The sequence below is a fragment of the Trujillonella endophytica genome, from assembly GCF_900110555.1.
Taxonomy (GTDB): domain Bacteria; phylum Actinomycetota; class Actinomycetes; order Mycobacteriales; family Geodermatophilaceae; genus Trujillonella; species Trujillonella endophytica.
Genome location: NZ_FOEE01000004.1, coordinates 1 through 23,732, shown reverse-complemented (window position 1 = coordinate 23,732; position 23,732 = coordinate 1). Strand labels below are relative to the sequence as shown.

The window sequence follows — 23,732 nt, the reverse complement described above, 5'->3', positions numbered from 1 at the left end:
GGGCGGGTCGCGTGTCACGATGGACGACGGCCCGCACGACGCCGGCCACCGACCCGGGAGGAGGACGCATGCGCAGCGAGCCGCCGAGTCCCAGTCCCGAGGTCCTCCCGGCCTGCTGACGCCGCGCTTTCCCGCGGCCGCGCGGGAGGACCGCTGCTGCGTCCCCCAGCCCCGCGTCCCGGGAGTTCCGCCATGGTCGAGCGCCGTCTCGCGCCCCTCACCGCCCTCACCACCCTGCGCCGTCCCCGCCCGGACGGAGTGCGCCGCCCCGCCGTCCCCGCCGAGCCCGAGCAGCTCGCCGGCGACCGGCCCTCGCCGATGGTGGACAACGCCGTCTACGCGAGCGGCCGGCGGGTGGCGACCCCGGACACCGCGGCCGACAGCCACGAGTGGCTGACCGAGGGCTACGACGACCGGATGGTGTGGCTGGGCCTCTACCGGCCCGAGGCCGCCGAGCTGGGGGAGCTCGCCGAGCAGTACGGCCTGCCCGAGCTCGCCGTCGAGGACGCCATCAAGGCCCACCAGCGGCCCAAGTTCGAGCGCTACGGCGACACGCTGTTCGTCGTCCTCAAGGCCGCCCGCTACCTGGACGCGGCCGAGGAGGTGGAGTTCGGCGAGCTGCACCTGTTCCTGGGCAGCGGCTTCGCGATCACCGTCCGGCACAGCGAGTCACCCGACCTCTCCCGGGTGCGCCGGCGGCTGGAGAGCGAGCCGGCGCTGCTGGCCAAGGGGCCCGAGGCGGTGCTGTACGCGATCCTGGACGCCGTCGTCGACGGGTACTCCCCGGTCGTCGCGGGCCTGGCCAACGACATCGACGAGATCGAGACCGAGGTCTTCCGCGGCGACCCCGGCGTCTCCCGGCGCATCTACGAGCTGTCGCAGGAGGTCCTGGAGTTCCAGCGCGCCGCGGCCCCGCTGACCGACATCCTCGCCGCGATCACCGCGGGGTTCGACAAGTACGGAGTCGACGAGGAGCTGCGCAGCTACCTGCGGGACGTGGCCGACCACGTGACGCAGGTGATCGAGCGGGTGGAGGGCTTCCGGCTGCAGCTGCGCGACATCCTCACCGTCAACGCGACCCTGGTCGCCCAGCGGCAGAACGAGGAGATCCGGGAGCTCACCGAGGCCTCGATCGCCCAGGGCGAGGAGGTCAAGAAGATCTCGGCGTGGGCGGCCATCCTGTTCGCCCCGACGCTGGTCGGCACCGTGTACGGGATGAACTTCGACGACATCCCGGAGCTGCACTGGAGCTTCGGGTATCCGTTCGCGCTGGTGCTGATGCTGGGGGTCAGCGTCACGCTGTACGCGATCTTCACGCGGCGAGGCTGGATCTGAGGGGGCCGGCTGCCCACCGCTTCCCCCGTTGATCATCGGCGGTTGGCTGCCCCCTCCGGCGTGGCGGGCAGCCACCTGCCGATGATCACCGTGGGGGGGAGCCCGAGGGAACACCCGGCTGGACGCGGCCGTTACCCTGAGAGCACAACTACACAGGGGGTGAATGGTCTCGACTGCGGTCGGGTGACCAGGGGAAGCGAGCCGAGGAAGGCAACGATGAGCTCGTTAACCACGCGTTGCACAACACACAAGCGCCGATTCCAATCAGCGCGACTTCGCTCTCGCTGCCTGACGGCAGCTAGGCGAGTCTGTCAGCCCGGGTCCGTCATCGGCCCGGATCCTGGCATCAGCTAGATGACTCACCGCACGCACCGGTCGCGGGTGCGTGTGGGACAACAAACAGCGACTGGGCCCGTCACGTCGACTCGTCTGCATGATCGACGGGGCCGAGCAGAGGCAACGCAGACTGCGCTCGGAGAAGCCCTGGTGATGCGTCGTAGGACGCGGGTTCGATTCCCGCCACCTCCACCACCACAGAACCGCCGTGCCCGAGGCACGCCGGCTCACCCCTGTGGAAGAGCCCCGGCACCGTTGGTGCCGGGGCTCTTCGCCGTCCTGGGACGGGACGATCAGGCGAACAGGAAGTAGGACGCGATCAGGACCGGCAGGGCCGTGACGAACAGGGCCGGCAGCAGCGGCGAGAGCGTGACGAGCAGCGGCGGCAGCAGGGGCGAGCCCGCCGCGGCGAGCGGGGCGAGCACGGCGAGCAGCGGGGCCGCCGCCCGGACCAGCGGGGCGAGCGCGGCGAAGGTCTGGGCCAGGTACGGCGCGAGGTAGTACGTCAACGGCGCCAGGCTCAGCACGAGCGGGTTGACCAGCGGTGCCAGCGCGCGGATCAGCGGCGCCAGACCGTTCAGCAGCGGACCGACGACGGGCACGAGCGCCTGCGCCGTCGGGACGGCGGTGGCGGCGAGCGCTTCCGGCGCGACGGGGGCGGCCGCCGGGGCCGGAGCGGCCGCCGGGGCCGGGGCTGCTGCCGCCGCAGGGGCGGCCGCGGCGACGGGAGCGGGGACGGCGTCGGCCCGGGCGGACTGGGCGAGCGGGGTGAGGGCCAGGGACAGGCCCATCGCCAGGATCACGACGAGCGTCGCCCGCCTGGCGAGCGGCCGGGGCCCGGCGACTCCGTCGCCGGCCGGTAAGGGGGTGGAGGTCATTCGCCGGAGGGTAAAGCCGCTGCCCAGGGCCTGCATCTCGACGGCAGGACAGGGTCGCGGCCGGCGAGGCGGGCCGGCAGGCGGTGACACGGCGCCGGTGCGGCGGTAGGACGGCGGCGTGCAGACGACGACCCTGATCGGGCGGACCGAGGCCCTGGCCGTCGTGCACGCCACGGTTGCCCGGGCCGTGGCGGGCAGCGGCGGGCTGCTGCTGTTCCTCGGCGAGGCCGGGGTGGGGAAGTCCCGGCTGCTCGGCGAGGTAGCCCGGCTGGCGCAGGAGCGCGGGATGCGCGTCCTGGAGGGCCGCGCCGCGGAGTCGGGAGGGGCCTACCGGCCGCTGGCCGAGGCGCTGCTGCGCGGCGGCGCGGAGGACCTCGATCGGGCCGCCGTCCGCCCCCCGTACCGGGCCGCGCTGGGGCGGCTGCTGCCCGGGTGGACGACGGGGGGAGGCGAGGCCCCGGAGCCCGGCGTCGACCCCGCGCTGGTCCTGGGCGAGGCCGTCGTCCACCTGCTGCGCGCCCTCGTCGACGGGCCGTGCCTGCTGGTGCTGGACGACCTGCACTGGGCCGATGCGGACACGCTGGCGCTGCTCGGCTACCTGGCCGGCCGGCTGGGCGACTCGCGCGTGCTCGTGGCCGCGGCTGCCCGCGACGACGAGCCGAACGCCGACGCGCTGGACCGCCTGGCGGCCGGTCCGGGCGTGCGGGCGACGCCCCTGACCCGCCTGGCCCCGGCCGAGCTCGCGACGCTCGTCCGCGCGCGGACCCGCGAGCCCCTGGACGACGACGTGCTGGCGGCTCTGGTCGCCCGGGCCGACGGGCTGCCGCTGCTGGCCGAGGAACTCCTGGTCGAGGTGCTGCGGTCGCCCCCCGCCGCCGGGGCGCCGCCGCCGGTGCCGCGGACCGTCGCCGCGCTGGCCCGCCGGCGGCTCGCCCTCCTGGAGCCGGTCGCGCAGCAGTGCCTGCGCGTCGCCGCCGTCGCGGGGACCGAGCCGGACTGGGCGGTGCTGCCGGCCGCGGTCGGGCAGCCGGAGGCCGTGGTGCTGGCCGCCGCCCGGGCCGCCGTAGGGGCGTCGCTGCTGCGCGAGGACGCCGGGCGGCTGCGCTGGCGGCACGCGCTGCTGCGCGAGGCGGTGGTGGCGGACCTGGTCCCCCCGGAGCGGGCAGCCCTGGCCCGGCGGGCGGGCGAGGCGCTGCTGGCCCGGGGCCGGGAGGAGGACGCCGCCCGCGCCGCCGGCCTGCTCGCCGCGGGCGGTGAGCGGGAGCGGGCCGCCGGGCTCTTCCTCCGGCTCGCCCGCCGCGACCGGACGACGGGCGCGCTGCGGCACGCGGGCCAACTGCTCGACCGGGCGACCGGGGTGGGCGCCGACCCGGCGGCGGTCGCGGTCGAGCGGGTGCCCCTGCTCACGGCGGCCGGCCGCGTCGGCGAGGCGCTGGAGGCCGGGGTCGCCGCCCTGCCCTCCGCGGCCGGGGACCTGCACGCGGAGCTGTGCCTGCAGCTGGCCCGTGCCGCGGTGACCGCCCGCCGGTGGCAGGAGGCCGAGGCGTACGTCGAGCGCTCCGGGCGACCGGACGACGCGCGCTCCGCGGTGCTGGTGGCCGACGCCGCCTTCGGTGCCGGCGACGTCGACCGCGCCGGCGCGCTGGCCGCCACCGCCCTGGCCCGCGCGGAGCGCTCCGGCGGCCCGGCGGTGCTCTGCGAGGCACTCGACGTCGTCGGCCGGGTGGCGCGGCTGTCGGACCCGGGGCAGGCGCGGGCCGCCTTCTCCCGGGCCGTGCAGGTCGCCGCCGAGCACCGGCTGGTGCCCCAGCAGGTCACGGGGCTGATCGGGCTGGGGACGGCGGAGCTCCTGGTGGACGAGACCTCCGAGGCCCTGCCCCGGGCGCGGGAGCTGGCGCTGGCCGCGGGGCTGCTCGGCCAGGCCGGCGCTGCCGAGGTGATCCTCTTCGACGCCGTCGCGGTGACCCGGGGCCCCCGGGCGGTGGAGGAGCGCGCCCGCGCCCTCCTCGCCCGCGCCGCACGTCTCAACCTGCCGGAGGTGCACGCCGCGAGCGCGTTCGGCGTCGCGCTCGCCCGGGCCGCGGCCGGCGACCCGGCCGGGACGGAGGCCGCCCTGGCGCAGCTGCCGCGGTCGGCGGCGTGGCCGGACGCGGGCCCGCTGGAGGCCGCCGTCCGGGCCCTGCCGCCGCTGCTGGCGCACGACCTCGCCGCCGCGAACGCGACGCTCGACGCCGGGCTGACCGTCGTGGTCGGGCACCGGGCCGCCGCGCCGCTGCACCAGTTCGGCCTGTGGGCGCTGCTGCGGACGGCGGTCGACGACCGGGGGGAGGCGGCGCGCGAGGTCCTGCGCGGGCTGCCGGCGGCGCTGCGCCCGGCCAACCGCGGGGCGCTGCACTACGCCGACGCCATCGCCGCCGGCCGGCAGGGCCGGGCCGGGGAGGCCGCCGACCTGCTCGCCCGGGGCGACGCCGACCTCGCCGGCCTGTCCTGGCTGCACCGGCTGCTCCACCTCGTGGTGCTCGACGCGGCGGTCACCGACGGGTGGGGAGACCCGGTGCCGCTGCTGCGCGCCGACCTCGCGGAGCACGAGCGCGCCGGGGATCAGCAGCCCGCCCGCACGTGCCGCGCCCTGCTCGCCCGCGCCGGGGCCCCCACCCGCCGCGGGCGCGGGGACAGCCCGGTGCCGGGCGCCCTCCGCGCCGCCGGCGTCACCAGCCGGGAGATGGACGTCCTGGCGCTGGTCTCCACCGGTGCGACCAACGCGCAGGTCGCCGCGCGGCTGCACCTGTCCCCGCGCACGGTGGAGACGCACGTGGCGAACCTGCTGGCCAAGCTCGGCGTCCCCGACCGCGGGCGGCTCCGGGAACGGGTCGCGGCGCTGACTCGGTAGCCCGCGCCGTCAACCGGGTGGTCGCTACGGATCCGCCGGGCGGCCGGGGCCGCGACCGTGGGAGCACACCGATCCGACGAGGAGCACCTCTGATGCGCATCCACCGCGAGACCCACGACGTGCTGGTCGTGGGCGCAGGACCGGCAGGACTCACCACCGCCATCGGGCTGGCCCGGGCCGGCGTCCGGGTGCTGCTCGTCGAGCGGCACCCCGGCCTGTCGATCTTTCCCCGCGCCGCCGGTGTCCGGCCGCGCACCCAGGAGATCCTGCGGTCGTGGGGGCTGGCGGACCGGGTGGCCGCGGCCGGCCAGCACGTCCGCCTGGAGCTCGGCATCTCACGGACGCTGAGCGCCCCCGTCGTCGCGGTCGAGTCGCTGGGCGCGCCCGCGGCGCAGTACGTGGCGACCATGAGCCCGGAGGCGTTCGCCTTCGTCCCGCAGGACCACCTCGAGCCGATCCTGCTGGACCACCTGGTCCACAGCGGCGGCCAGGTGCGCTTCCGCACCGCGCTCGCCGGCGTGGTGGTCGACGGCGACGGGGTGCGGGCGAGGCTGCACCCGGCCGGGGGCCGGGAGTACGAGGTCCGGGCGCGGTACCTGGTCGGCGCCGACGGGCCCCGCAGCACCGTGCGCAGCGCCCTCGGCATCGGCCTGGAGCCCCTGGGCTCGGAGGGCCGGCAGCTGACGGCGCTGTTCGCCGCCGACCTGGACGCGGTCCTGCCGAACCCGCCGTTCGCCCTGCAGTGGGTGACGGCACCCGGGGCCGAGGGGCTCGTCGTCGCCTCGGGCCGGCACCGGTGGGGCTACGGCTGGGAGCCCGGCGACGGCGAACCGGAGGAGCTCACCCGCGAGCAGCTGGTCGCCCGCTTCCGCGCCTCGGCCGGCCTCCCGGAGCTGCCGGTCCAGGTGCAGGGCACGTTCGCGTGGACCTTCGGCGCCGAGCTCGCGACCCGGTTCCGCAGCGGCCCGGCGTTCCTCGTCGGCGATGCGGCCACCCGGACGACCCCCCGGAGGGCCACCGGCATGAACACCGGCATCGCGGCGGCGCACAACCTGGCCTGGAAGCTGGCCTGGGTGCTGCGCGGCTGGGCCGATGAGGCGCTGCTGGACACCTACGAGCAGGAGCGCCTGCCGGTGGGCCGGGCGAACGCGCTGCGCTCTCTCCAGCCGCGCGAGGACCCCCACGAGGCGTCGGGGCTCGAGGACTTCGGCACCACGTACGTGTCGTCCGCGATCGCGCCCACCGAGCACGTGGAGCCCCCGGCGACGGTCGGCGGGCACGCGGCGCCCGGCCGCCTGGCCCCGCACGCCTGGCTCGACGTGACCGGCCGGAGGGTCTCCACGCTGGACCTGTTCGACGGGCGTCTGACGCTGCTCACCGGGCCGGAGGGCGGCGCCTGGCGCGCGGCGGCCGAGCGGTCGGCCGGCGGTCCGCCCCTGGCGGTGCTCCGGTTCGGCCCGGACGTGCCCGACCCCGACGGCTCGCTGGCCCGCCGGTACGCCGTGGGCGCGGACGGGGCGGTGCTCGTCCGCCCGGACGGGTTCGTGGCGTGGCAGGCGCCCGCCGACGTCGAGGATCCCGCGGCCGCGCTCCGCGCCGCGGTGGACCTGGCGACGGGACGGCTGCCCGCCGGAGAGCTCGCCGCCGTGCCGGCCTGACCCGGCCGGCATACCGCGTCGACGCGGCGGGGGCGCCGGTGCCAGGGTGGGCCGGTGCAGCGCATGGTCCGCGTCGACGCCGGCACCGAGCTCTGGGTCGAGGAGCGCGGCGCTCCCGACGGGACGCCGGTGCTCTTGGTCATGGGCGCCAACGCCAGCGGGATCACCTGGCCCGACGAGCTCGTCGACGCCCTGGGCGAGCGGCACCGGGTGATCCGCTACGACCACCGCGACACCGGGCGGTCGACCCGCGCCTTCGACGTCCGCCCCTACGCGCTCCGCGACCTGGCCACCGACGCCGTCCGGCTGCTCGACGGGCTGGGCATCGCGCGGGCGCACGTCGTCGGCATGTCGATGGGCGGCACCCTCGTGCAGCTGCTGCTGCTCGACCACCCCGACCGGCTGCTCAGCGCCACGGTGTTCGCGACCTCGGCCCTGGGCGCGGGGCTCGCCGACGCCGACGGCACGGGCGACGCCGACCTGCCCGGCCCCGACCCCCGGTTGCTCGCGCTGTGGCAGACGATGGGCGAGCCGCGCGACGAGGCCGCCGAGCTGGACTGGCGGGTCGAGCACTGGCGCATCCTCAACGGCGACGGGGTGCCGTTCGACGCCGCGGAGTTCCGCGCGCTGGAGGAGCGGGTGATCGCGCACAGCGGGACGGCGGTGTCCTCGACGGCGCACGCGCTGGCCGAGCAGTCGGGGCTCGCGCGGGGCGCGGAGCTGGCGCGGGTGACCGTGCCGACGCTCGTGGTCGAGGCGCCCGAGGACCCGGTCAACCCGCCGCCGCACGCCCGGCACCTCGCCGCGGTGATCGGCGGCGCCCGCCTGGTCCCGGTGCCGGGCATGGGCCATGCACTGAGCGCGGCGGTGCTGCCGTCGCTCGTCCGGGCGATCGGCGAGCACGTCGACGCGGTCGACGCGGCCTGACCGGAACGCGCGGGAGTCGCTACGGTGCGGCCACGCGTCGTCGACGAGAGGAACCGGACATGGCACGGCTGGACCTGCGGGTGCGGATCCTGGGGCGGCTGCTCCGGTCGGCCAACTCGATCGCCACGATGGACGACGAGAAGATCCGGAAGGCCCAGCAGACGGTCGTCGGCCACAACCCGGTGCTGGACCTGATGCTCGGTGCCGTCGCGGGCGGTGTCCGGCTCACCGACGCAACGGCGGCGGGGGAGACCGGCCCGCTGCCCGTCCGCGTCTACCGGCCGGAGGCGGCGGAGGGACCGCTGCCGCTGGTCGTGAACTTCCACGGCGGCGGCTGGGTGCTCGGCGCCCTCGACACCGCCGACTGGCTGTGCAGCAACGTCGCGCGGTCCGTCGGCGCCGTCGTCGTGTCGGTCGACTACCGGCTCGCCCCCACCCATCGCTGGCCGGCCGCTCCGGAGGACTGCTACCGGGCCCTGGTCGACCTCGCGGCCCGCGCCGCGGAGTTCGGGGCAGACGGCGAGCGGCTGGCCGTCATGGGCGACAGCGCCGGCGGCAACCTGTCGGCCGTCGTCGCGCTCATGGCCCGCGACCGCTCCGGCCCCCGCATCGCGCTGCAGGCGCTGATCTACCCCGCCACCGACCTCACCCTGGGCAGCCCGTCGATCCGGGAGAACGCGCACGCGCCGATCCTCGACGAGGCCGAGATCCTGGCCTTCCGCGACCACTACCTGGGCAGCCAGGACCCGCGCGACCCCTACGTCTCCCCGCTGCTGGCGGCCGATCACGCCGGCCTGCCCCCGGCGCTGGTCCAGGTCGCCGAGCACGACCCCATCCGCGACGACGGCCTCCGCTACGCCGCGGTGCTGGAGGCGGCCGGCGTCCCGGTGCGGACGACGACCTACGTCGGCATGCCGCACGGCTTCCTCGCGTTCCCGAAGCTGTGCCGCAGCGCCCCGCAGGCGCTCGGCGAGCTCTGCGCCGAGCTGCACGCCGCGCTGGAGCCCACCGCCCGGGCCGACGACGGCCACCCGACCCGCCGCGGCGAGGTGCTCGCCGGCTAGGTGCCGCGGGGGGCCGGGAAGAACGGGCGCAGCGCCAGCGGCGGCCGGAACGGGTGCCAGGCGTCCTCGGGCGTGCCGAGCCGGTCGGCGACCAGCCAGAGCACCGCCGGGTTGACGCCGAGGCCCAGGTGGCTGCCCCGCACCTCCACGTTCTCCCGCCGGGCGCGCAGCACGTGCCGGCACGCCGACCAGTGCACGATCCCGTCGGCGCGCGTGTACACCGACGTCGCCGGGACGCGGAGGGGTCCCCGCTCGGCCCAGGCGCGGGGGAGCGCTCCCGCCGGGGCCGGCAGGGGCGCGGCGTCGGCGAGCCTCGACACGCGACGGACCCACGGTGCCCTCCGCGCCACGGGCGTCCCGAGCGTGACGATCCCGCGGACCTTGCCGGGGGCGGCGCGCGCCAGCTCCTGCGCGTACAGACCGCCGAGGCTCCATCCGACCAGGCTCACCCGCCGGCCGGACTCGCGGTGCAGCCGGTCGAGCTGGTCGCGCAGCCGGCCGACGACGTGGTGCGTGGGTCCCCGGTTGGTGCCGAGGCTCCACCCGGACACGGAGTGGCCGAGCGAACGCAGGACACCCCGCATCACCAGCGTGGCGGGATCACCGGTCAGCAGGCCGGGCAGCACCAGCACGGGGTGGCCGTCGCCCCGCGGGGCCGCGGCCAGCAGCGGGAACGTGGCCAGCAGTGCGGAGGCGTCCAGCCCCGCCCGGGCCGGCTCGGTGACGAGCCAGCCGCGCGACGGGGTGGTACGGGTGGCGGCCATCCGGACAGCATCCCGCGGGCATCCGGTCGCTGCCGTGCCGCAGCGCCGGGAGACCCTCGGCCGGGACCCGGCCGGCGGCGGCTCGCGGCCTAGGGCCGCTGCGACGACCGGGCAACGGGCCGGCGGGCCGCGGAGGTCCAGCCCGCCCGGTGCAGCCGCTCGGCGCCGTCCAGGAGCAGGTCGAGGGCGAACTCGAACTCGAACTGCTCGTCGCAGCCGCCGCCGACCCGGCCGAGATCGCCCTCGGTCGCGGCCACGGCGATCTCCAGCACGTGCGGAAAGCGCTGCGCGAACTCCCGTGCCATCGCCTCCTGCTCCTCCGGCGTCGGCGGGTGCGCGGGCGCCGGCTCCTCGAACAGCTCCGGGCTGAACCCCCAGATGCGGTTGCCGAGCGCGTGCATCACGTGGTGGGTCAGGTCGGGGGAGAGGCCGCCGGCCCGTAGCCCGCCCGCGACGGCGTCCATGTGGCCGAGCACGACCGGCGTCCGGCGCGTGCTCGCCTCGATGGCCCGCCGCGCCCAGGGGTGCCGCAGTACGGCCCGCCGGGCCGCGAGGACCCGCTCGCGGACGGCGTCCTTCCAGCCCAGCGCCGGGTCCGGCGGCTCGATCCCGCCGAGGACGACGTCGACCATCCCGCCGATCAGCTCGTCCTTGTCGGCCACGTGCTTGTACAGCGCCATCGGGACGACGCCCAGGTGCTGCGCCAGGCCACGCATGCTCACCGCGGCGAGGCCGGCCTCGTCGGCGAGGGCGACGGCCGCGCGCAGGACGCGGTCGCGGTCCAGGCGCTCGCGGCGCGGGGGCGCGGCGGGGGGCATCGGCGTCCTCTCGTGGTGCCGGTTGACAGGCGTACACCGTACACCTAGCGTCCTCCCCCATTGGTGTACGCCGTACACCTCCGAATGAGGAGGCCCCATGGACCCCACGAGGCGAGCGGCCCGCACGGCCGGTGTGCTGTTCCTGGTCACGCACGCGACCTCGATCCCGGCCGCGCTGGTCTACGCGTCGGTGCTCGAGCCCGGAGCGGTCCCGGGCGCCGGGGGCGAGAGCGCCGTGCTCGTGGCCGCGCTGCTGGAGGTGGTCCTGGCGCTCGGCGTCGTCGGCACGGCCGTGGTGCTGTACCCGCTCGTGCGCGGGGAGCACGAGGGGCTCGCGCTCGGCTACGTCGCGCTGCGCACGCTGGAGGCCGGGGTGGTCCTGGTGGGCGTGGTCGCCGTCCTCGCCGCGACGGCGACCCCCGGCCCGGGCGGGGTGCGCGACGGCCTGCTCGCGGTGCACGACGCGACGTTCCTGGTGGGGCCCGGCCTCGTCTGCGCCGGCGGCAACACGCTCGTGCTCGCCTGGCTGCTGTACCGCTCGGGGCAGGTGCCGCGGTTCATCCCCGTGCTGGGCCTGGTCGGCGGGCCGCTGGTGGCCGCGGCCAACGCGGGGGAGCTGCTCGGTCTCTCCGACGGGATCTCGGGCGTGGGCGGGCTGCTCGTCGTCCCGATCCTCGCCTGGGAGGTGTGCCTGGCCGTCCACCTGATCACCCGCGGGATCCGCCCGGCACGGCGGCCGGTGACGGCGCCGGCGGCCCCGGTACCCGCGACGGTCTGACCCGTCGCGCGAACGCTCCCCGCCGGTCGGGGAGGATCGGGTCACCCGCCGCGCGGCGGGCCCGGCGAGCGCGAGGAGTGGGCGGATGCGGTTCCCCGAGACGGCAGGGCCCCGATGACCGCCGCGCCCCCGGCACCCCGGGTCTGCCTCGTGGTGCCGGCCTCGGACCAGCGCAAGGTCGACAAGGCCCTCGCCGCGGACGTCGACGAGGTGGTCCTCGACCTCGAGGACGCCGTCGCCCCCGCGGCGAAGGGCGCCGCTCGCGCCCGGGTCCGCGAGGTCGTCGCGGCCGCGGGCCGGGCCGGATCGCTCGCGGTCCGGGTGAACCAGGTCGGCTCGGCCTGGTGCCACCGCGACGTGCTCGACGTGGTCGCGGCGGCGCAGGCACCGGTGACCCTGGTCGTGCCGAAGGTCGACTCGGCGGTCGAACTGCACGTCGTCGACCGGCTGGTCCGGGGCGCGCGGGCCGAGCGGGCAGCTGCCGGCTCCCCGGCGCCGGTGATCCGGCTGGATGCGCTCGTCGAGTCGGCGGCCGCGCTGCGTTCCCTGGACGCCGTCGTCGCGGCCAGCGACCTGCTCCGCGCGCTGGTCGTCGGCTATGCCGACCTGGCCGCCGACCTCGGCCGCGACCCCGACGGCGACCCGGCCGCCTGGGACCCGGTCCGCAGCGCGGTCGTGGCCGCCGCGCGGGCCGGCCGGCGGCAGCTGATCGACGGGCCCTGGCTGTCGGTCGCCGCCGACGAGACGTTCCTCGCCGACCGCGACCGCGCGCGCCGGCACGGCTTCGACGGCACCTGGGTCATCCACCCCGCCCAGGTCGCCGACGCCACGCGCATCTTCACCCCCTCGGCCGAGCAGCTGGAGTGGGCCCGCCGGGTCCTCGCCGCCATGGACGAGGCGACGGCCGCGGGCGCGGGCGCGGTGTCCCTCGACGGGCAGATGCTCGACGAGGCGCTCGCCGTCCGGGCGCGGTCGGTCCTCGCCCGCGCCGGCAGGGGCGCGGCGCTGTGAGCCGGGTGGAGGCCCGCGGGCCCTACTTCGACGAGTTGCGCCACGGCCAGGTGTTCGACACCGCGCCCGGCGTCACGCTGACCGCCGGCGCCGCCGCCGTCCACCAGGCGGTGCTCGGCGACCGGCTGCCGCTGGCCACGGACGCCGAGCTCGCCTCGGCGGTCACCGGCCGCGGGGCGCTGGCCCACCCGGCCCACGTCTGGGACGTCGCGATCGGGCAGTCGACCGTGGTCACCCACTTCGTCCGGGCCAACCTCTTCTACCGGGGCCTGGTCTTCCGGCGGTTCCCCGCCCTCGGCGACACCCTGTACACCCGCACCGAGGTGGTGGGGCTCAAGCAGAACGCCACCCGTGAGGGTCGCCCGCGGACGGGGCTGGCCGCCCTGCACATCACCACCCGCGACCAGCGCGGTGACGCGGTCCTCGACTTCCACCGCTGCGCGATGCTCCCGCTGTCGCCCGAGGGTGCCGACACCGGGCACGCCGACGACCTCGCCGCGATCGGCGCCGACCCGGTCGACGTCACCGCGGCGCTGGCCGGGCTGGACCTGCGGCCGCTGGCGCCGCGGCCCCCGGTGCCCGAGGTGGGGACGCAGGTCGACGTCGTCGGCGGCGACGTCGTGTCCAGCGCCCCGGAGCTGGCCCGGCTGACGCTCAACGTCGCGCAGGTGCACCACGACGCGCGCGCCGCGGGCGGGCGCCGCCTGGTCTACGGCGGCCACACGATCGGCCTCGCCGCCGCGCAGCTGACGCGGGCGCTGCCCGGGGTCGCCCTGTTCCTGGGCTGGGCGGGCTGCGACCACACAGGCCCGGTGCACGAGGGCGACACCCTGCGCAGCGTGGTGACCGTCGAGGACGTCCGCCCGCTGGACGGCGGCCCGTCCGTCGTCGGGCTGCGGTCGGTCGTCACCGCCGACGCCGACGCCGACGACCCGGCCGGCGAGCCGCGGCCGGTCCTGGACTGGCGGCTCAGCGTCCTGATGTGAGCCGGCCCCCGCACGGGGGCCGGGAACGGCGACCGCCCGCGCGGCGGGGCCACGGAGGAGATCGACATGACCGAGGAGACGGGCGCGGGCCCCCTGCAGGGGCTGCGCGTCGTGACGTCGACCAGCTTCGTCGCGGGGCCGCTCGCCGGGCTGACCCTGGCCCAGATGGGCGCGGACGTGATCCGGCTGGACCCGGCCGGCGGGCCCGCCGACATGGGCCGCTGGCCGCTGGCCCGCAACGGCCGCAGCCTGTTCTGGGCCGGGCTGAACAAGGGCGTGCGGTCGGTGGCCGTGGACTTCCGCTCCCCGGCCGGCCAGGAGCTCGCCGCCGCGCTGATCACCGCCCCGGGCGAGGGCGCCGGGTTGTTCGTGGACAACACGATCGGCCGCCGGTTCTTCTCCTACGACGCGCTGAGCGCCCGCCGCCCCGACCTGGTGCACGTGCACATCCAGGGCTACGCCGACGGCCGCCCCGCCATGGACTACGCGGTCAACCCGCGCTACGGCGTCCCCATGCTCACCCGCCCGGCCGACGTCGACCGCCCCGTCAACCACGTGCTCCCGGCGTGGGACATCGCCACCGGACTGCTCGCCGTCTCCGGCCTCCTCGCCGGGCTGCACCGGCGGCGGGTCGACGGCCGCGGCTCGCGGATCGACCTGGCGCTGGCCGACGTCGCCGCCGCGCACGTGGCGAGCCTGGGCTGGCTGGCCGAGGTCACCGAGCGCGGTCAGGACCGCCCGCGCCTGGGCAACCACATGTACGGCGCGTTCGGCGTGGACTTCGCCTGCGCCGACGGCCGCCGGGTCATCGCCGTCGCCATCACCCGCCAGCAGTGGCGAGACCTGGTGGGCATGACCGGCACGGCCGCGGTCTTCGAGGCGCTGTCGGGCGTGCACGGCGCGGACTTCGACGTCGAGGGGGTCCGCTTCGAGAACCGGGCGCTCATCGAGGCGGTGCTCGCGCCGTGGTTCGCCCGGCACACCGGCGAGCAGGTGCTCGCCGCCGCGGCCGAGACCCGCGTGATGGTGGGGGAGTTCCGCTCGCCGTCGGAGGTCGTGGCCGCCTTCCGGCGCGGCGAGGAGACCGACGTGCTCATCGAGGTCGACCAGCAGGGCATCGGCCCGATGCTGACCGGCACCTCCCCGCTGCGCTGGGACTCCCGCTACGTGCCGCCGGCGCCCGCGCCGGACTTCGGCGCGGACACCGAGTGGGCGCTGGCCGAGGTGCTGGGCCTCTCGGCCGCCGAGATCGGCCGGCTCGCGGGGGAGGGCACCGTCCGGCTGCCCGTCCCGGCCGCCTGAGCGACCCGGCCCGCCGCGCGGCCGACCTGCGGGTCGGCCAGGATGCCGGTGTGCCGATGACGACGTTCGACGCGCCCGCCGGACCGCTGCCCGGGTACTCCGCCGAGCCGGAGGGCCCGGGCCCGTGGCCGGGGGTCGTGATCGTGCACGACGCCTTCGGCCTCGGCGCCGACGTCCGGCGGATCACCGACCGCTTCGCCGCCAACGGGTACCTCGCCATCGCTCCGGCGCTGTTCCGCCGGGGCAACCGGCTCCGGTGCGTGGTCTCCACGCTCAAGTCGCTGCAGGACGGGCGCGGCCCAGCGGTGGACGACGTCCTCGCCGCCGCCGCGCACCTGCGCGCCGACGCGCGCTGCACCGGAAAGGTCGGCTCGGTCGGGTTCTGCATGGGCGGCGGCTTCGCCCTGCTGACCGCGCCGAGCGGCACCTTCGACGCGGCGGCCCCGAACTACGGCATCTGGCCGCCGAACAAGGAGGAGCTCTCCCGCGCCTGCCCGACGGTCGCCAGCTACGGCGCGAAGGACCGGATGCTGAAGGGGGCGGCGGCCGAGCTCGAGGAGCGGCTGGCCTCCGGCGGCGTGGCCTCCGACGTCAAGGAGTACCCGGGGGTCGGCCACTCGTTCATGAACGACTGGGGGACGCCGGCCCCGCTGCGGTTCGTGGAGCGGACGGCGGGGCTGGCCTACTCGCGGCCGGAGGCCGAGGACGCCTGGCAGCGCATCCTCGCCTTCTTCGGCGAGCACCTGCGCTGACCCGACCGCCCGCCCATCCGTGCAGAAGCGCGGAATTGCTCCGGGGCAGAAGCGCGGAATTGCCCCGGGGCGGAAGCGCGGAGTTGCTCCGGGGCGGGCGGTCAGCCGCGGCGGGCCGCGAGGGCCGCCGCGCCGACCGTCTCGAGGGTCGCCTCCGGGGTGAGCGGGTGGAACGGTCCGCCGCGCACGTCGCGGTAGGCCCGCTCCAGCTTCGATCCCCGGGAGAAGGCGGGCCCGCCGGCCACCTGCAGCGCCAGGTCCGTGACCGCCACCGCCTCGAGCACCGCGTGCCGCTTGGCGGTCATCAGCGCCTCGAGCACGGCCGGGTCCGGCCCGAAGTCACCGCCGGTCTCCTCGACCGCGGCGAGCACGGCCCACCGGGCGACCCGCAGCCGGGCGGTCATCTCCCCCAGCAGGCGGACGGCGGACGGCGCCGGCTCGGCCTTGGACGCCAGCGACCGCGCCGCCTCGTCGCAGGCACCCTGCGCGACACCCAGGTAGACGGCGGAGACCACCGGCGCGAAGTACTGGGCGGCGAGCAGCAGCGGGCCGGCCAGCACGCCGTAGGGCCGTCGGCCGGTGACCTTCTCGGCGGGCACGAACACATCGTCGAACACGACGTCGTGGCTGGCGGTGCCGCGCATGCCCAGGGTGTTCCAGGTCTCGACGATCGTCACGCCGGGGCTGCTCATCGGCACGCTCGCGTGCAGCACCTCGGCGTCGGGACCGGGCTCGCCGAGGGTGGCCGACGTCGACATCACCGTCGCGGCCGGTGCCTGGGAGACGAAGGACTTGCGGCCGGTGAACCGGAAGCCGCCGTCGGCGGGCACCGCGGTCGTGGTGGGGGAGACCCAGTCGTTGCCGCCGCTGGTGGCCAGCACGATGCCGTCGGCGGCGACCTTGCGCAGCGCGGCCTCGGCGTCGGCGAAGCCGCGGCCGTACCGCCAGCGCTGCAGCAGGGTCAGGTAGAGGTGCATGGCCGACGACAGCGCGGCAGCGCCGGACCAGCGGGCCAGCTCGTGCTGGGCGAGCACGACCTGGCGGAGGGTGGCGCCGGCGCCGCCGAGCTCGGGCGGCACGGCCATGGCGAGGTAGCCCGTGCTCGCCATCGCGGCGTAGGCCTCGGTGACGAAGGTGGCGTCGCGGTCGTGCTCGGCCTCGGTGGCCGTGGCGGTGCGGCCGATCTCGGCGGCCAGCGCGGTCAGGGACTCGTCGGTGGGCAGGGGGGTGAGAGTGGTCGTCATGCCGACGACCGTCGCGGCGGCGGACCGACGGCACTAGTGCTGGTTCTGAACCGCTGCGACCATCCCGGGGCATGGCGCGCTATGGGCAGTACTGCCCGATCACCCGGTCCCTGGAGCTGCTCGGCGATCGCTGGACCCTGCTCATCGTGCGGGACCTGCTCGTCGGCGCGGAGCGGTTCAACGAGCTGGCCCGCGGCCTGCCCCGGCTCTCCCGCGGGCTGCTCTCCAAGCGGCTGGACCACCTGGAACGCGCGGGCCTGGTCGACCACGTCGACGACCGCTACCTGCCCACCCAGGCGTGCCAGGACCTCCGGCCCATCGTCTTCGGGCTCGCCGAGTGGGGCGCCCGCTGGGCGTTCGGCGAGCCGCGCGCCGACGAGCTCGACGCCACGGTGCTCCTGTGGTGGATGCGCGGCGGCGTCGACGCCTCGGCGTTCGGGCAGCGCGAGCGGACCGTGCTGCACGTGCGCTTCCGGTCCGGCACGCGGCGCCGGTTCTGGCTGGTCGTGCAGACCGCCGACGTGTCGCTGTGCTTCGTGGACCCGGGGTTCGACGTCGACGTGACGATCGACGCCGACCTCGACGCCCTCTACCAGGTGTGGGACGGGCGGATGGAGTACGGCGCCGCGGTGCGCGACCGCCGCGTGGTCGTCAGCGGCGACACGGCGCTGGTCCGCGCGCTGCCGCGGTCGCTGCGGCTGAGCCCGGTCGCGCCCTACGTGCGGCAGGCGGTCGCCGCCTCCGCCTGAGCCCGCGGCGGCCGCCGCGCGAGGTGGTTCACCGGCTGCACCGGCCGCCGGCCGGGCGCTGGTGCTGGTCGCTGGTCGGGCAGTGGCTCGGCGGGCAGTGGCTCCGGGCGGCGCACTGCGGGTGTTCCTCGCGCCGTGGCGGTGCTGCAGGACCCACAAGGCACGAACGACACCCGCAACGAGCGCGCGGGACGACCGGTGTGAACGGCGGACGTCGTCGCGTCCCGCGGGCCCCTCGAAAGGGGTGGGTCGTGTGTCGCGGCTGGAGGGCGGGCCCTTGCCTGCCGATCCCCTGGGTACCAACCGAGGGGAGCCGGTCATGGACACGGCATGCAGGGCAGTGGCACAGGCGGGCACCATGGCGGCGACGGCGTCGCTGGACTCCGAGCAGCCGTGGCCGCTGCTGCTGGTCGCCGGCTGGCTGACCACCGCGACCGACTGCGCGCTCACCGCGGGGCTGCTGGCCGACTGGGAGGCCGAGCTCGCCGCGTGAGCACCCCGACCCGACCCGGACGGGGCACCGGGGGCGCGCCGAGCTCCGCGCTCCGCGATCATGACGGGGTGACACTGCCGCCCGCCTCCGCGCCCGCGCGCTGACGCGCGCCGTGCCGAGCGAGGGCGGGCCGGCCGCCGGTGCCGTGCAGCGGGCCGACGCCGTGCTGGCGTGGGCGCCGAGCGGCCGCAGCGCCGTTCCGCTGATCGTCGGGCTGGTGAACCTCGCCAACCTGGTCGGGGTCGGCACCGTGGCCCTGCTCCTGCTGGGCGTCGGCGAGGACGTCGCGTCCGGCCGCACCCCCGTCCTGCTGGCCGCGCTCGGCTACCTCGTCGTCGCCTTCCCGGCCGGCACCTGGGCCGGGCTGCGCCACCAGCGCGGCACCACCACCTGGCTGCTCGCCGGGGGTGATCCGACCCGGGACGAGGCCGCCCGGGCCCTCCGCCTCCCCGTCGACGCCGCCCTCGTCGCCGTCACCGTGTGGGTGATCGGCGCCGCGCTGCTCGGCACGGTCGCGGCGCTCGCCTATCCCGACGCCCGGATCGGCGTCCGCGTCGCCATCGCCACCCTGCTCGGCGGGGTGGTGACCGCCGGTGTCACCTACCTGCTCGTCGCCCGTGCCGCGCGGGCGGTCACGGCCCGGGCGCTGGCCGCGTACCCGCCGACCGGCCGGCTGGCCCTCGGTGTCGGGCCGCGGCTGCTGCTGACCTGGGGGGTCACCAGCGGCGTGCCCCTCGTGGGCGTGGTGCTGCTGTTCCTCGACCCGACCAACCCCGACGGCCCCGGCGCCGGCGCCGTCGTCTTCCTCGTCGTCGTCGCGCTGCTGGTCGGCGCGCTGGCCACCCTGCTCACCGCCCGCGCGGTCGGCGCTCCGCTGCGCGAGCTGCGCCGGGCCGTGCAGCGCGTCGGCGAGGGGGACCACGACGTGCGCGTCGGGGTGGACGACGCCGGCGAGATCGGCCTGCTGCAGGAGGGCATCAACTCGATGGCCGCGGGCCTGGCCGAGCGGGAGCGGCTGCGGGACCTGTTCGGCCGGCACGTCGGGCCGACGGTCGCCCAGCGGGCCCTGGCCGAGGGCGTCTCGCTCGGCGGGGAGCTGCGCACGGTCGCGGCGCTGTTCGTCGACATCGCCGGCTCCACCTCGCTGGTGCGCCGCACCGGCCCCGAGGAGATGGTCGGCCTGCTCAACCGGTTCTTCGCCGTCGTCGTCGACGCCATCGAGGCCGAGGGCGGGCTGGTGGACAAGTTCGCCGGCGACGCCGCGCTGTGCGTCTTCGGAGCCCCCACCGAGCACCCCGACCCGGCCGGCGCGGCGCTGCGGGCGGCCCGGCGGATCTGCGACGCCGTCGCCGCGGCGGGCGAGGTCGACGTCGGGGTCGGGGTGGCCTGCGGGCCGGTCTGGGCCGGCCAGGTGGGCGCGGCGAGCCGGCTGGAGTACACGGTGATCGGCGATCCGGTGAACGAGGCCGCCCGGCTCACCGAGCTGGCCAAGGAGCACGCCGGCCGGGCGGTGGCCAGCGAGGCGACGGTGCGGGCGGCCGGCGACGAGCGCGCGCACTGGCGGCCCGACGTCGAGGTGGAGCTCCGCGGCCGCGGCGAGCCGACCCGGACCTGGGTGCGCTCCTAGGTCAGATGGGCGCGGACGACCACGAGCTCGTCCTCGGGCTGCAGCGTGCCGATCAGCGGGTCGTCGAAGCGCAGGGTGCGCCCGCCGCGGGTCACCGACAGCACGATGTCGGTCAGCTGGCGCGGGCCCAGCCCCACCTCGCCGGACTTCACGTTGCGCTGGTGCAGGTCCAGGCCCTGGCCGCCGGTGACCAGGTCCTCGACGACGTTGACCACGCGCGGGTGGTCGGTCGACAGGCCGAGCAGCCGACCCGAGGTCGCCGAGGTCGTGATGACCGTCGTGGCGCCGGACTGGCGCAGCAGGTTGGCGTTCTCCTCCTCGCGCACGCTGGTGGTCAGCGGCACGGTCGGGTTGAGCTGGCGCACGGTGAGCGTGATGAGCACGGCGGCGTCGTCCCGGTTGGCCGCGACGATGACGGCACGGGCCTTCTCCACCGCCGCGCGCTTGAGCACCTCGCGGCGGCCCGCGTCGCCGACGATGCCGGTGAGGCCGGTCGTCGTCGCCTCCTCCACCAGCCGCTCGTCGGTGTCGACGACGACGATCTGCTCGGCCGGCGTGCCGTTGGCGCGCAGCGCGCGGATGGCGCTGCGGCCCTTGGTGCCGTAACCGCAGACGATGACGTGCTGGCGCACCGAGGACCTCCACCGGCGAATGCGGAACTCCTCGCGCGAGCGCGCGGTGAGCGCTTCGAGCGTGGTTCCGATGAGAACGATCAGGAACATGATCCGCAGGGGCGTGATCACGATGATGTTGACCAGGCGCGCGGCCTCGGTCACCGGCGTGATGTCGCCGTAGCCGGTGGTCGAGAGGGTGACGGTGGCGTAGTAGAAGGAGTCGAGCAGCGTGAGGCCACGCTCGTCGCCGTCCCGGTAGGAGTCCCCGTCCAGCCAGACGATGAGGACGACGACGACCAGAACGGCGAGGGCGAGGAGCACCCGTCGCCACACCTGGCGCAGCGGTGGCTCCTCGACGTGCGCCAGCACGACCCCGGTGTGCGGGTCGTCGGCGTCTCCTGCGTGGCCTCTCACCCCGCGGACGATAGTGAGCGGCGAGCTCGCCGGCGCCGCGCCGCACCCGTCCGGGGGAGAGGAGTCACCCCCCGGACGAGCGGCCGCGGTCAGGCCGGGGCGGGCGCGCGCTCCCGCGCGGCGAGCTCGCGCTTGAGGACCTTGCCGGCCGCCGACACCGGGATTGCGTCGATGAACACGACGTCGCGCAGCCGCTTGTACGGCGTCACGTGCTCGTTGACCGCGGCCATCACCGAGTCGCGGGTGAGCGCGGCACCGTCGTCGTCGTCCCGGCGGACGACGTAGGCGACGGGCAGCTCGCCGGCGTCGGGATCGGGCCGGCCGACCACGGCGGCCCCGGCCACCCCGGGCACCGCGAACAGGTGCTCCTCCAGCTCGCGGGGGAACACGTTGTAGCCCTTGTAGAGCAGCATGTCCTTGGTGCGGTCGACGATCGACAGGTAGCCGTCGGCGTCGAGCACCCCCACGTCGCCGGTGTGGAACCAGCCGTCGGCGTCGATCGCCTCGGCAGTGGCCTGCGGGCGGCGCCAGTAGCCGCGCATCACCTGCGGCCCGCGGATGCACACCTCGCCGCGTTCCCCGGCCGGCACCGGGTCGCCGCCGCCGAGTGGCCGGATGCTGATCTCGGTGTCGAACACCGGCACGCCGACGGTGCCGGCCCTGCGGGTGCCCGACCGGAACGCCGGGTTGGCCGTCGCGATCATCGTCACCTCGGTCAGCCCGTAGCCCTCGCCGATGATCGCGCCGGGGAGCAGGGTCCGCAGCCGCTCGATGAGCGACACCGGCAGCGGCGCGGCGCCGCTGGAGACGCCGCGGACGGCGGACAGGTCGGCGGTCTCGATGCCGGGCACCTGCAGCAGCGCGGCGAACACCGGCGGGGCGCCGCCGAGGGAGGTCACGCGATGCCTGACGGCGTCGGCCAGGTAGCGCGCCGGGTCGAAGCGCATGTGCACGACCGCGGTGGTGCCGGCGAGGACCAGGCCGTTGAGGTAGCCGATGACGCCCATCGCGTGGAACCACGGCGCGAGGGCGATGATCCGGCCCTCGCCCAGCCGGACCGGGTACTCCTCGGCGCCGAGCACCCGGCGCACCGTCACGTCCCCGGCGTCGTCGAGGGCGGGCACCGACCCGGTCACCCAGCACGTCGACTGCAGCACGTTGGTCACCACGCTCCGGTGGGTCACCTCCACGCCCTTGCTCACCCCGGTGGTGCCCCCGGTGTAGGCCAGGTGGGCCAGATCGGCCGCCGGGTCGACGCCCGCGTCGTGGTGCCGGTCGGCCGGGTCGGCGGCGAGGACGTCGGCGAGGTCGACGTCGCCGGGCTCGGTGACGGCCCGGGCGGCGAGGTCCGCGACGTGCGCGGGGCCGGTCACGACGACGGTCTCCACCGGGGTCCCGGCCAGGGCGCCGCGGACCAGGGGCAGCACCTGGTCCCAGGTGACCAGGACCCGGGCGCCGGAGTCGGTGAGCTGCGCGGCCAGCTCGTGTGCGGGCAGCAGCGGGTTGGCCGGCGAGAAGGTGGCGCCGGCCAGCAGGATCCCGTAGTAGACCGCCGGGTACTGCCGGCAGTTGGGTGCGTGGACGGCCACGACGTCGCCGCGACCGATCCCCTGTCCGGCCAGCCAGTTCGCCACGGCGTGCGCCCGGCGCCCCAGCTCGGCGAAGGTCTGCGGGACGTCGTCCTGGAGGAACGCCGTCCGCTCGCCCCACCGGCGCACGGCCGCCCGCAGCACGGAGCCGACCGGGACCGCGGGGTAGTCCAGCGAGCGGGGCAGGCCGGGGGGCCAGGCGGCGGCGGTGGACGTCGGTGCGGCCATGCGGGTCCTTCCTCGGGGAGGTCTTCAGCGTGGCGCAGGTCACATGCGGTGTCGAGACGGGTTCCTCCGGTCACCATCTGCGGATGAGCGGAACGGAGCGGGCCCTGGTGCTCGGCGGTGGGGGCATCACGGGGATCGCCTGGGAGATCGGCGTGCTCGCCGGGCTGGCCGAGGCCGGGGTCGACCTCACCGGGGCGGACCTCGTGGTGGGCACGTCCGCCGGGTCGGTGGTGGGCGCGCAGGTGACCAGCGGGGCCGGCCTCGACGAGCTGTACGCGCGGCAACTGGAGCCGCCGTCGTCGGAGCGGGTCGCGCGGATGAGCCGGGCCGGGCTGGCCCGCTACGCGTGGGCGATGCTGCGCAGCCGGGGCCGCGACGAGGAGTTCCGCCGCCGGGTCGGCGCGCTGGCCATGGCCGCCGCGGACGCGGGCCTGACGCCGACCGAGGAGGAGCGGCTGGCGGTGATCGGCTCGCGGCTGGTGAGCAGCGAGTGGCCCGACCGGCGGTTCGTCGTCACCGCGGTCGACGCGCGGTCGGGGGAGTTCTCCCGGCTGGACCGCGACTCCGGCGTGCCGCTGGTGCCGGCGGTCGCGGCCAGTTGCGCCGTGCCGGGGGTGTACCCGCCGGTCACGATCGACGGCCGGCGGTACGTCGACGGCGGCATGCGGTCGGCGGCCAACGCGGACCTGGCGGAGGGGTACGAGCGGGTCGTCGTCCTGGCGCCCATCGCCCGCGGCATCGGCCCGCTGGCCAGCGTCGACGCGCAGGTGACCGGCCTGGTCGCGCGGGTCGCCGTGGTGAGCCCGGACGAGGCCGGCCGCCGGGCGATCGGGCGGAACGTGCTGGACCCCGCGGCCCGCCGTCCGTCCGCGGAGGCCGGCCGGGCCCAGGCCGCGGCCGTCGTCGACCGGGTCCGCGAGGCCTGGCACGGCTAGGTGGAGTGCCACGGTGCAGGTTTCCTGCATGTCGTGTCTCCGGACCTCTGTCGCAGTGATGTCTGAGGACATGTGTCGCACTTCGGTTAGGCCGCGCAGAGTGTGGCGTAACGCTTGGCCGGGTTCAGGGTCAGTTGGCCGATCAGGTCGCCGCTGAGGGCGTGGAAGCTGACCTGGGGGCCGTTGACCAGGGCGGTGACCTGGGCGCCGCCGTAGGCGGCGCCCAGGCGGATCAGGTGCCGGCCGAGGGTCACGGTGCCGTGCGGGATGACGGTGAGTCGGTGCACGGTGGCGTCGGTCTGCAGCGGTAGCTGCGCCGGCCCACCGTGCGCCGGCGCGC

21 protein-coding genes and 1 other RNA gene are annotated in these 23,732 nt (G+C 76.6%); 15 read left to right on the top strand and 7 right to left on the bottom strand.

Features of this window, described 5'->3' with window-relative positions; all coding sequences use genetic code 11:
• Positions 1-192: 192 nt before the first annotated feature.
• Positions 193-1,335, top strand: a complete 1,143-nt coding sequence (corA, locus tag BMY88_RS07470) for a magnesium/cobalt transporter CorA (protein ID WP_091941781.1) — start codon at positions 193-195, stop codon at positions 1,333-1,335.
• A 155-nt stretch (positions 1,336-1,490) separates the two neighbouring features.
• Positions 1,491-1,866, top strand: a transfer-messenger RNA (tmRNA) gene (ssrA, locus tag BMY88_RS07465).
• A gap of 98 nt (positions 1,867-1,964) precedes the next feature.
• Here the strand turns inward: ssrA and BMY88_RS07460 are convergent.
• Positions 1,965-2,549, bottom strand: a complete 585-nt coding sequence (locus tag BMY88_RS07460) for a hypothetical protein (protein WP_139220423.1) — start codon at positions 2,547-2,549, stop codon at positions 1,965-1,967.
• A gap of 118 nt (positions 2,550-2,667) precedes the next feature.
• Between BMY88_RS07460 and BMY88_RS24610 the strand changes: the two genes are divergently transcribed.
• From BMY88_RS24610 to BMY88_RS07440, 4 genes are all read left to right on the top strand, one after another.
• Entirely contained in the window at positions 2,668-5,439 is a 2,772-nt protein-coding gene (locus BMY88_RS24610) for an ATP-binding protein (protein ID WP_091941777.1), read from the top strand.
• Positions 5,440-5,531: 92 nt separating this feature from the next.
• A complete protein-coding gene (locus BMY88_RS07450; RefSeq protein WP_091941775.1) occupies positions 5,532-7,097 on the top strand; it encodes an FAD-dependent oxidoreductase in 1,566 nt (521 codons plus the stop codon).
• Positions 7,098-7,160: 63 nt separating this feature from the next.
• Positions 7,161-8,024 carry an alpha/beta fold hydrolase gene (locus BMY88_RS07445; RefSeq protein WP_091941773.1) on the top strand — a complete coding sequence of 288 codons (864 nt, stop codon included), beginning with the start codon at positions 7,161-7,163 and terminating at the stop codon, positions 8,022-8,024.
• Positions 8,025-8,083: 59 nt separating this feature from the next.
• A complete protein-coding gene (locus BMY88_RS07440; RefSeq protein WP_091941771.1) occupies positions 8,084-9,088 on the top strand; it encodes an alpha/beta hydrolase in 1,005 nt (334 codons plus the stop codon).
• Here BMY88_RS07440 and BMY88_RS07435 read toward each other — a convergent pair.
• Entirely contained in the window at positions 9,085-9,852 is a 768-nt protein-coding gene (locus tag BMY88_RS07435; protein ID WP_091941769.1) for an alpha/beta hydrolase, read from the bottom strand. The genes BMY88_RS07440 and BMY88_RS07435 overlap by 4 nt on opposite strands.
• Positions 9,853-9,941: 89 nt before the next feature.
• Positions 9,942-10,670: a TetR/AcrR family transcriptional regulator gene (locus BMY88_RS07430; RefSeq protein ID WP_091941767.1), complete on the bottom strand. Its 729-nt coding sequence runs from the start codon at positions 10,668-10,670 to the stop codon at positions 9,942-9,944.
• 97 nt (positions 10,671-10,767) lie between these two features.
• On the opposite strand from BMY88_RS07430, the gene BMY88_RS07425 reads away from it, so the two are divergent.
• The 5 genes from BMY88_RS07425 to BMY88_RS07405 all read left to right on the top strand — a co-directional run bounded on the left by BMY88_RS07425 (position 10,768) and on the right by BMY88_RS07405 (position 15,499).
• Complete coding sequence (locus tag BMY88_RS07425; RefSeq protein ID WP_091941766.1) at positions 10,768-11,448, top strand: DUF4386 domain-containing protein; 681 nt, start codon at positions 10,768-10,770, stop codon at positions 11,446-11,448.
• Between the two features lie 114 nt (positions 11,449-11,562).
• Positions 11,563-12,459 (top strand): HpcH/HpaI aldolase/citrate lyase family protein, encoded by an 897-nt coding sequence (locus tag BMY88_RS07420; protein ID WP_211435545.1) that lies wholly within the window; start codon positions 11,563-11,565, stop codon positions 12,457-12,459.
• Entirely contained in the window at positions 12,456-13,445 is a 990-nt protein-coding gene (locus BMY88_RS07415) for a MaoC family dehydratase (RefSeq protein ID WP_211435544.1), read from the top strand. Before BMY88_RS07420 ends, BMY88_RS07415 begins: the two co-directional genes overlap by 4 nt.
• Before the next feature lie 66 nt (positions 13,446-13,511).
• Positions 13,512-14,747, top strand: a complete 1,236-nt coding sequence (locus tag BMY88_RS07410; protein WP_091941765.1) for a CoA transferase — start codon at positions 13,512-13,514, stop codon at positions 14,745-14,747.
• A gap of 56 nt (positions 14,748-14,803) precedes the next feature.
• Complete coding sequence (locus BMY88_RS07405) at positions 14,804-15,499, top strand: dienelactone hydrolase family protein (RefSeq protein WP_091942336.1); 696 nt, start codon at positions 14,804-14,806, stop codon at positions 15,497-15,499.
• A 101-nt stretch (positions 15,500-15,600) separates the two neighbouring features.
• On the opposite strand, the gene BMY88_RS07400 is transcribed toward BMY88_RS07405, so the two are convergent.
• Positions 15,601-16,743 carry an acyl-CoA dehydrogenase family protein gene (locus BMY88_RS07400; protein WP_091941764.1) on the bottom strand — a complete coding sequence of 381 codons (1,143 nt, stop codon included), beginning with the start codon at positions 16,741-16,743 and terminating at the stop codon, positions 15,601-15,603.
• Between the two features lie 71 nt (positions 16,744-16,814).
• Here BMY88_RS07400 and BMY88_RS07395 point away from each other — a divergent pair, with 71 nt between their 5' ends.
• The 3 genes from BMY88_RS07395 (at position 16,815) to BMY88_RS07390 (ending at position 19,612) form a co-directional block, all read left to right on the top strand.
• Positions 16,815-17,492, top strand: a complete 678-nt coding sequence (locus BMY88_RS07395) for a winged helix-turn-helix transcriptional regulator (protein ID WP_091941763.1) — start codon at positions 16,815-16,817, stop codon at positions 17,490-17,492.
• Positions 17,493-17,811: 319 nt separating this feature from the next.
• A complete protein-coding gene (locus BMY88_RS23765; protein ID WP_170861003.1) occupies positions 17,812-17,985 on the top strand; it encodes a hypothetical protein in 174 nt (57 codons plus the stop codon).
• A gap of 112 nt (positions 17,986-18,097) precedes the next feature.
• Entirely contained in the window at positions 18,098-19,612 is a 1,515-nt protein-coding gene (locus BMY88_RS07390) for an adenylate/guanylate cyclase domain-containing protein (protein WP_211435543.1), read from the top strand.
• Here BMY88_RS07390 and BMY88_RS07385 read toward each other — a convergent pair.
• Complete coding sequence (locus BMY88_RS07385; protein ID WP_091941761.1) at positions 19,609-20,640, bottom strand: potassium channel family protein; 1,032 nt, start codon at positions 20,638-20,640, stop codon at positions 19,609-19,611. The genes BMY88_RS07390 and BMY88_RS07385 overlap by 4 nt on opposite strands.
• Positions 20,641-20,729: 89 nt before the next feature.
• Complete coding sequence (locus tag BMY88_RS07380) at positions 20,730-22,457, bottom strand: class I adenylate-forming enzyme family protein (protein WP_091941759.1); 1,728 nt, start codon at positions 22,455-22,457, stop codon at positions 20,730-20,732.
• A gap of 83 nt (positions 22,458-22,540) precedes the next feature.
• Here BMY88_RS07380 and BMY88_RS07375 point away from each other — a divergent pair, with 83 nt between their 5' ends.
• Positions 22,541-23,392, top strand: coding sequence for a patatin-like phospholipase family protein (locus BMY88_RS07375; protein WP_091941757.1), 852 nt, complete (start codon positions 22,541-22,543; stop codon positions 23,390-23,392).
• An 86-nt stretch (positions 23,393-23,478) separates the two neighbouring features.
• On the opposite strand, the gene BMY88_RS07370 is transcribed toward BMY88_RS07375, so the two are convergent.
• The coding region (locus BMY88_RS07370; RefSeq protein WP_428978310.1) for a hypothetical protein at positions 23,479-23,732 on the bottom strand (254 nt) is incomplete at its 5' end.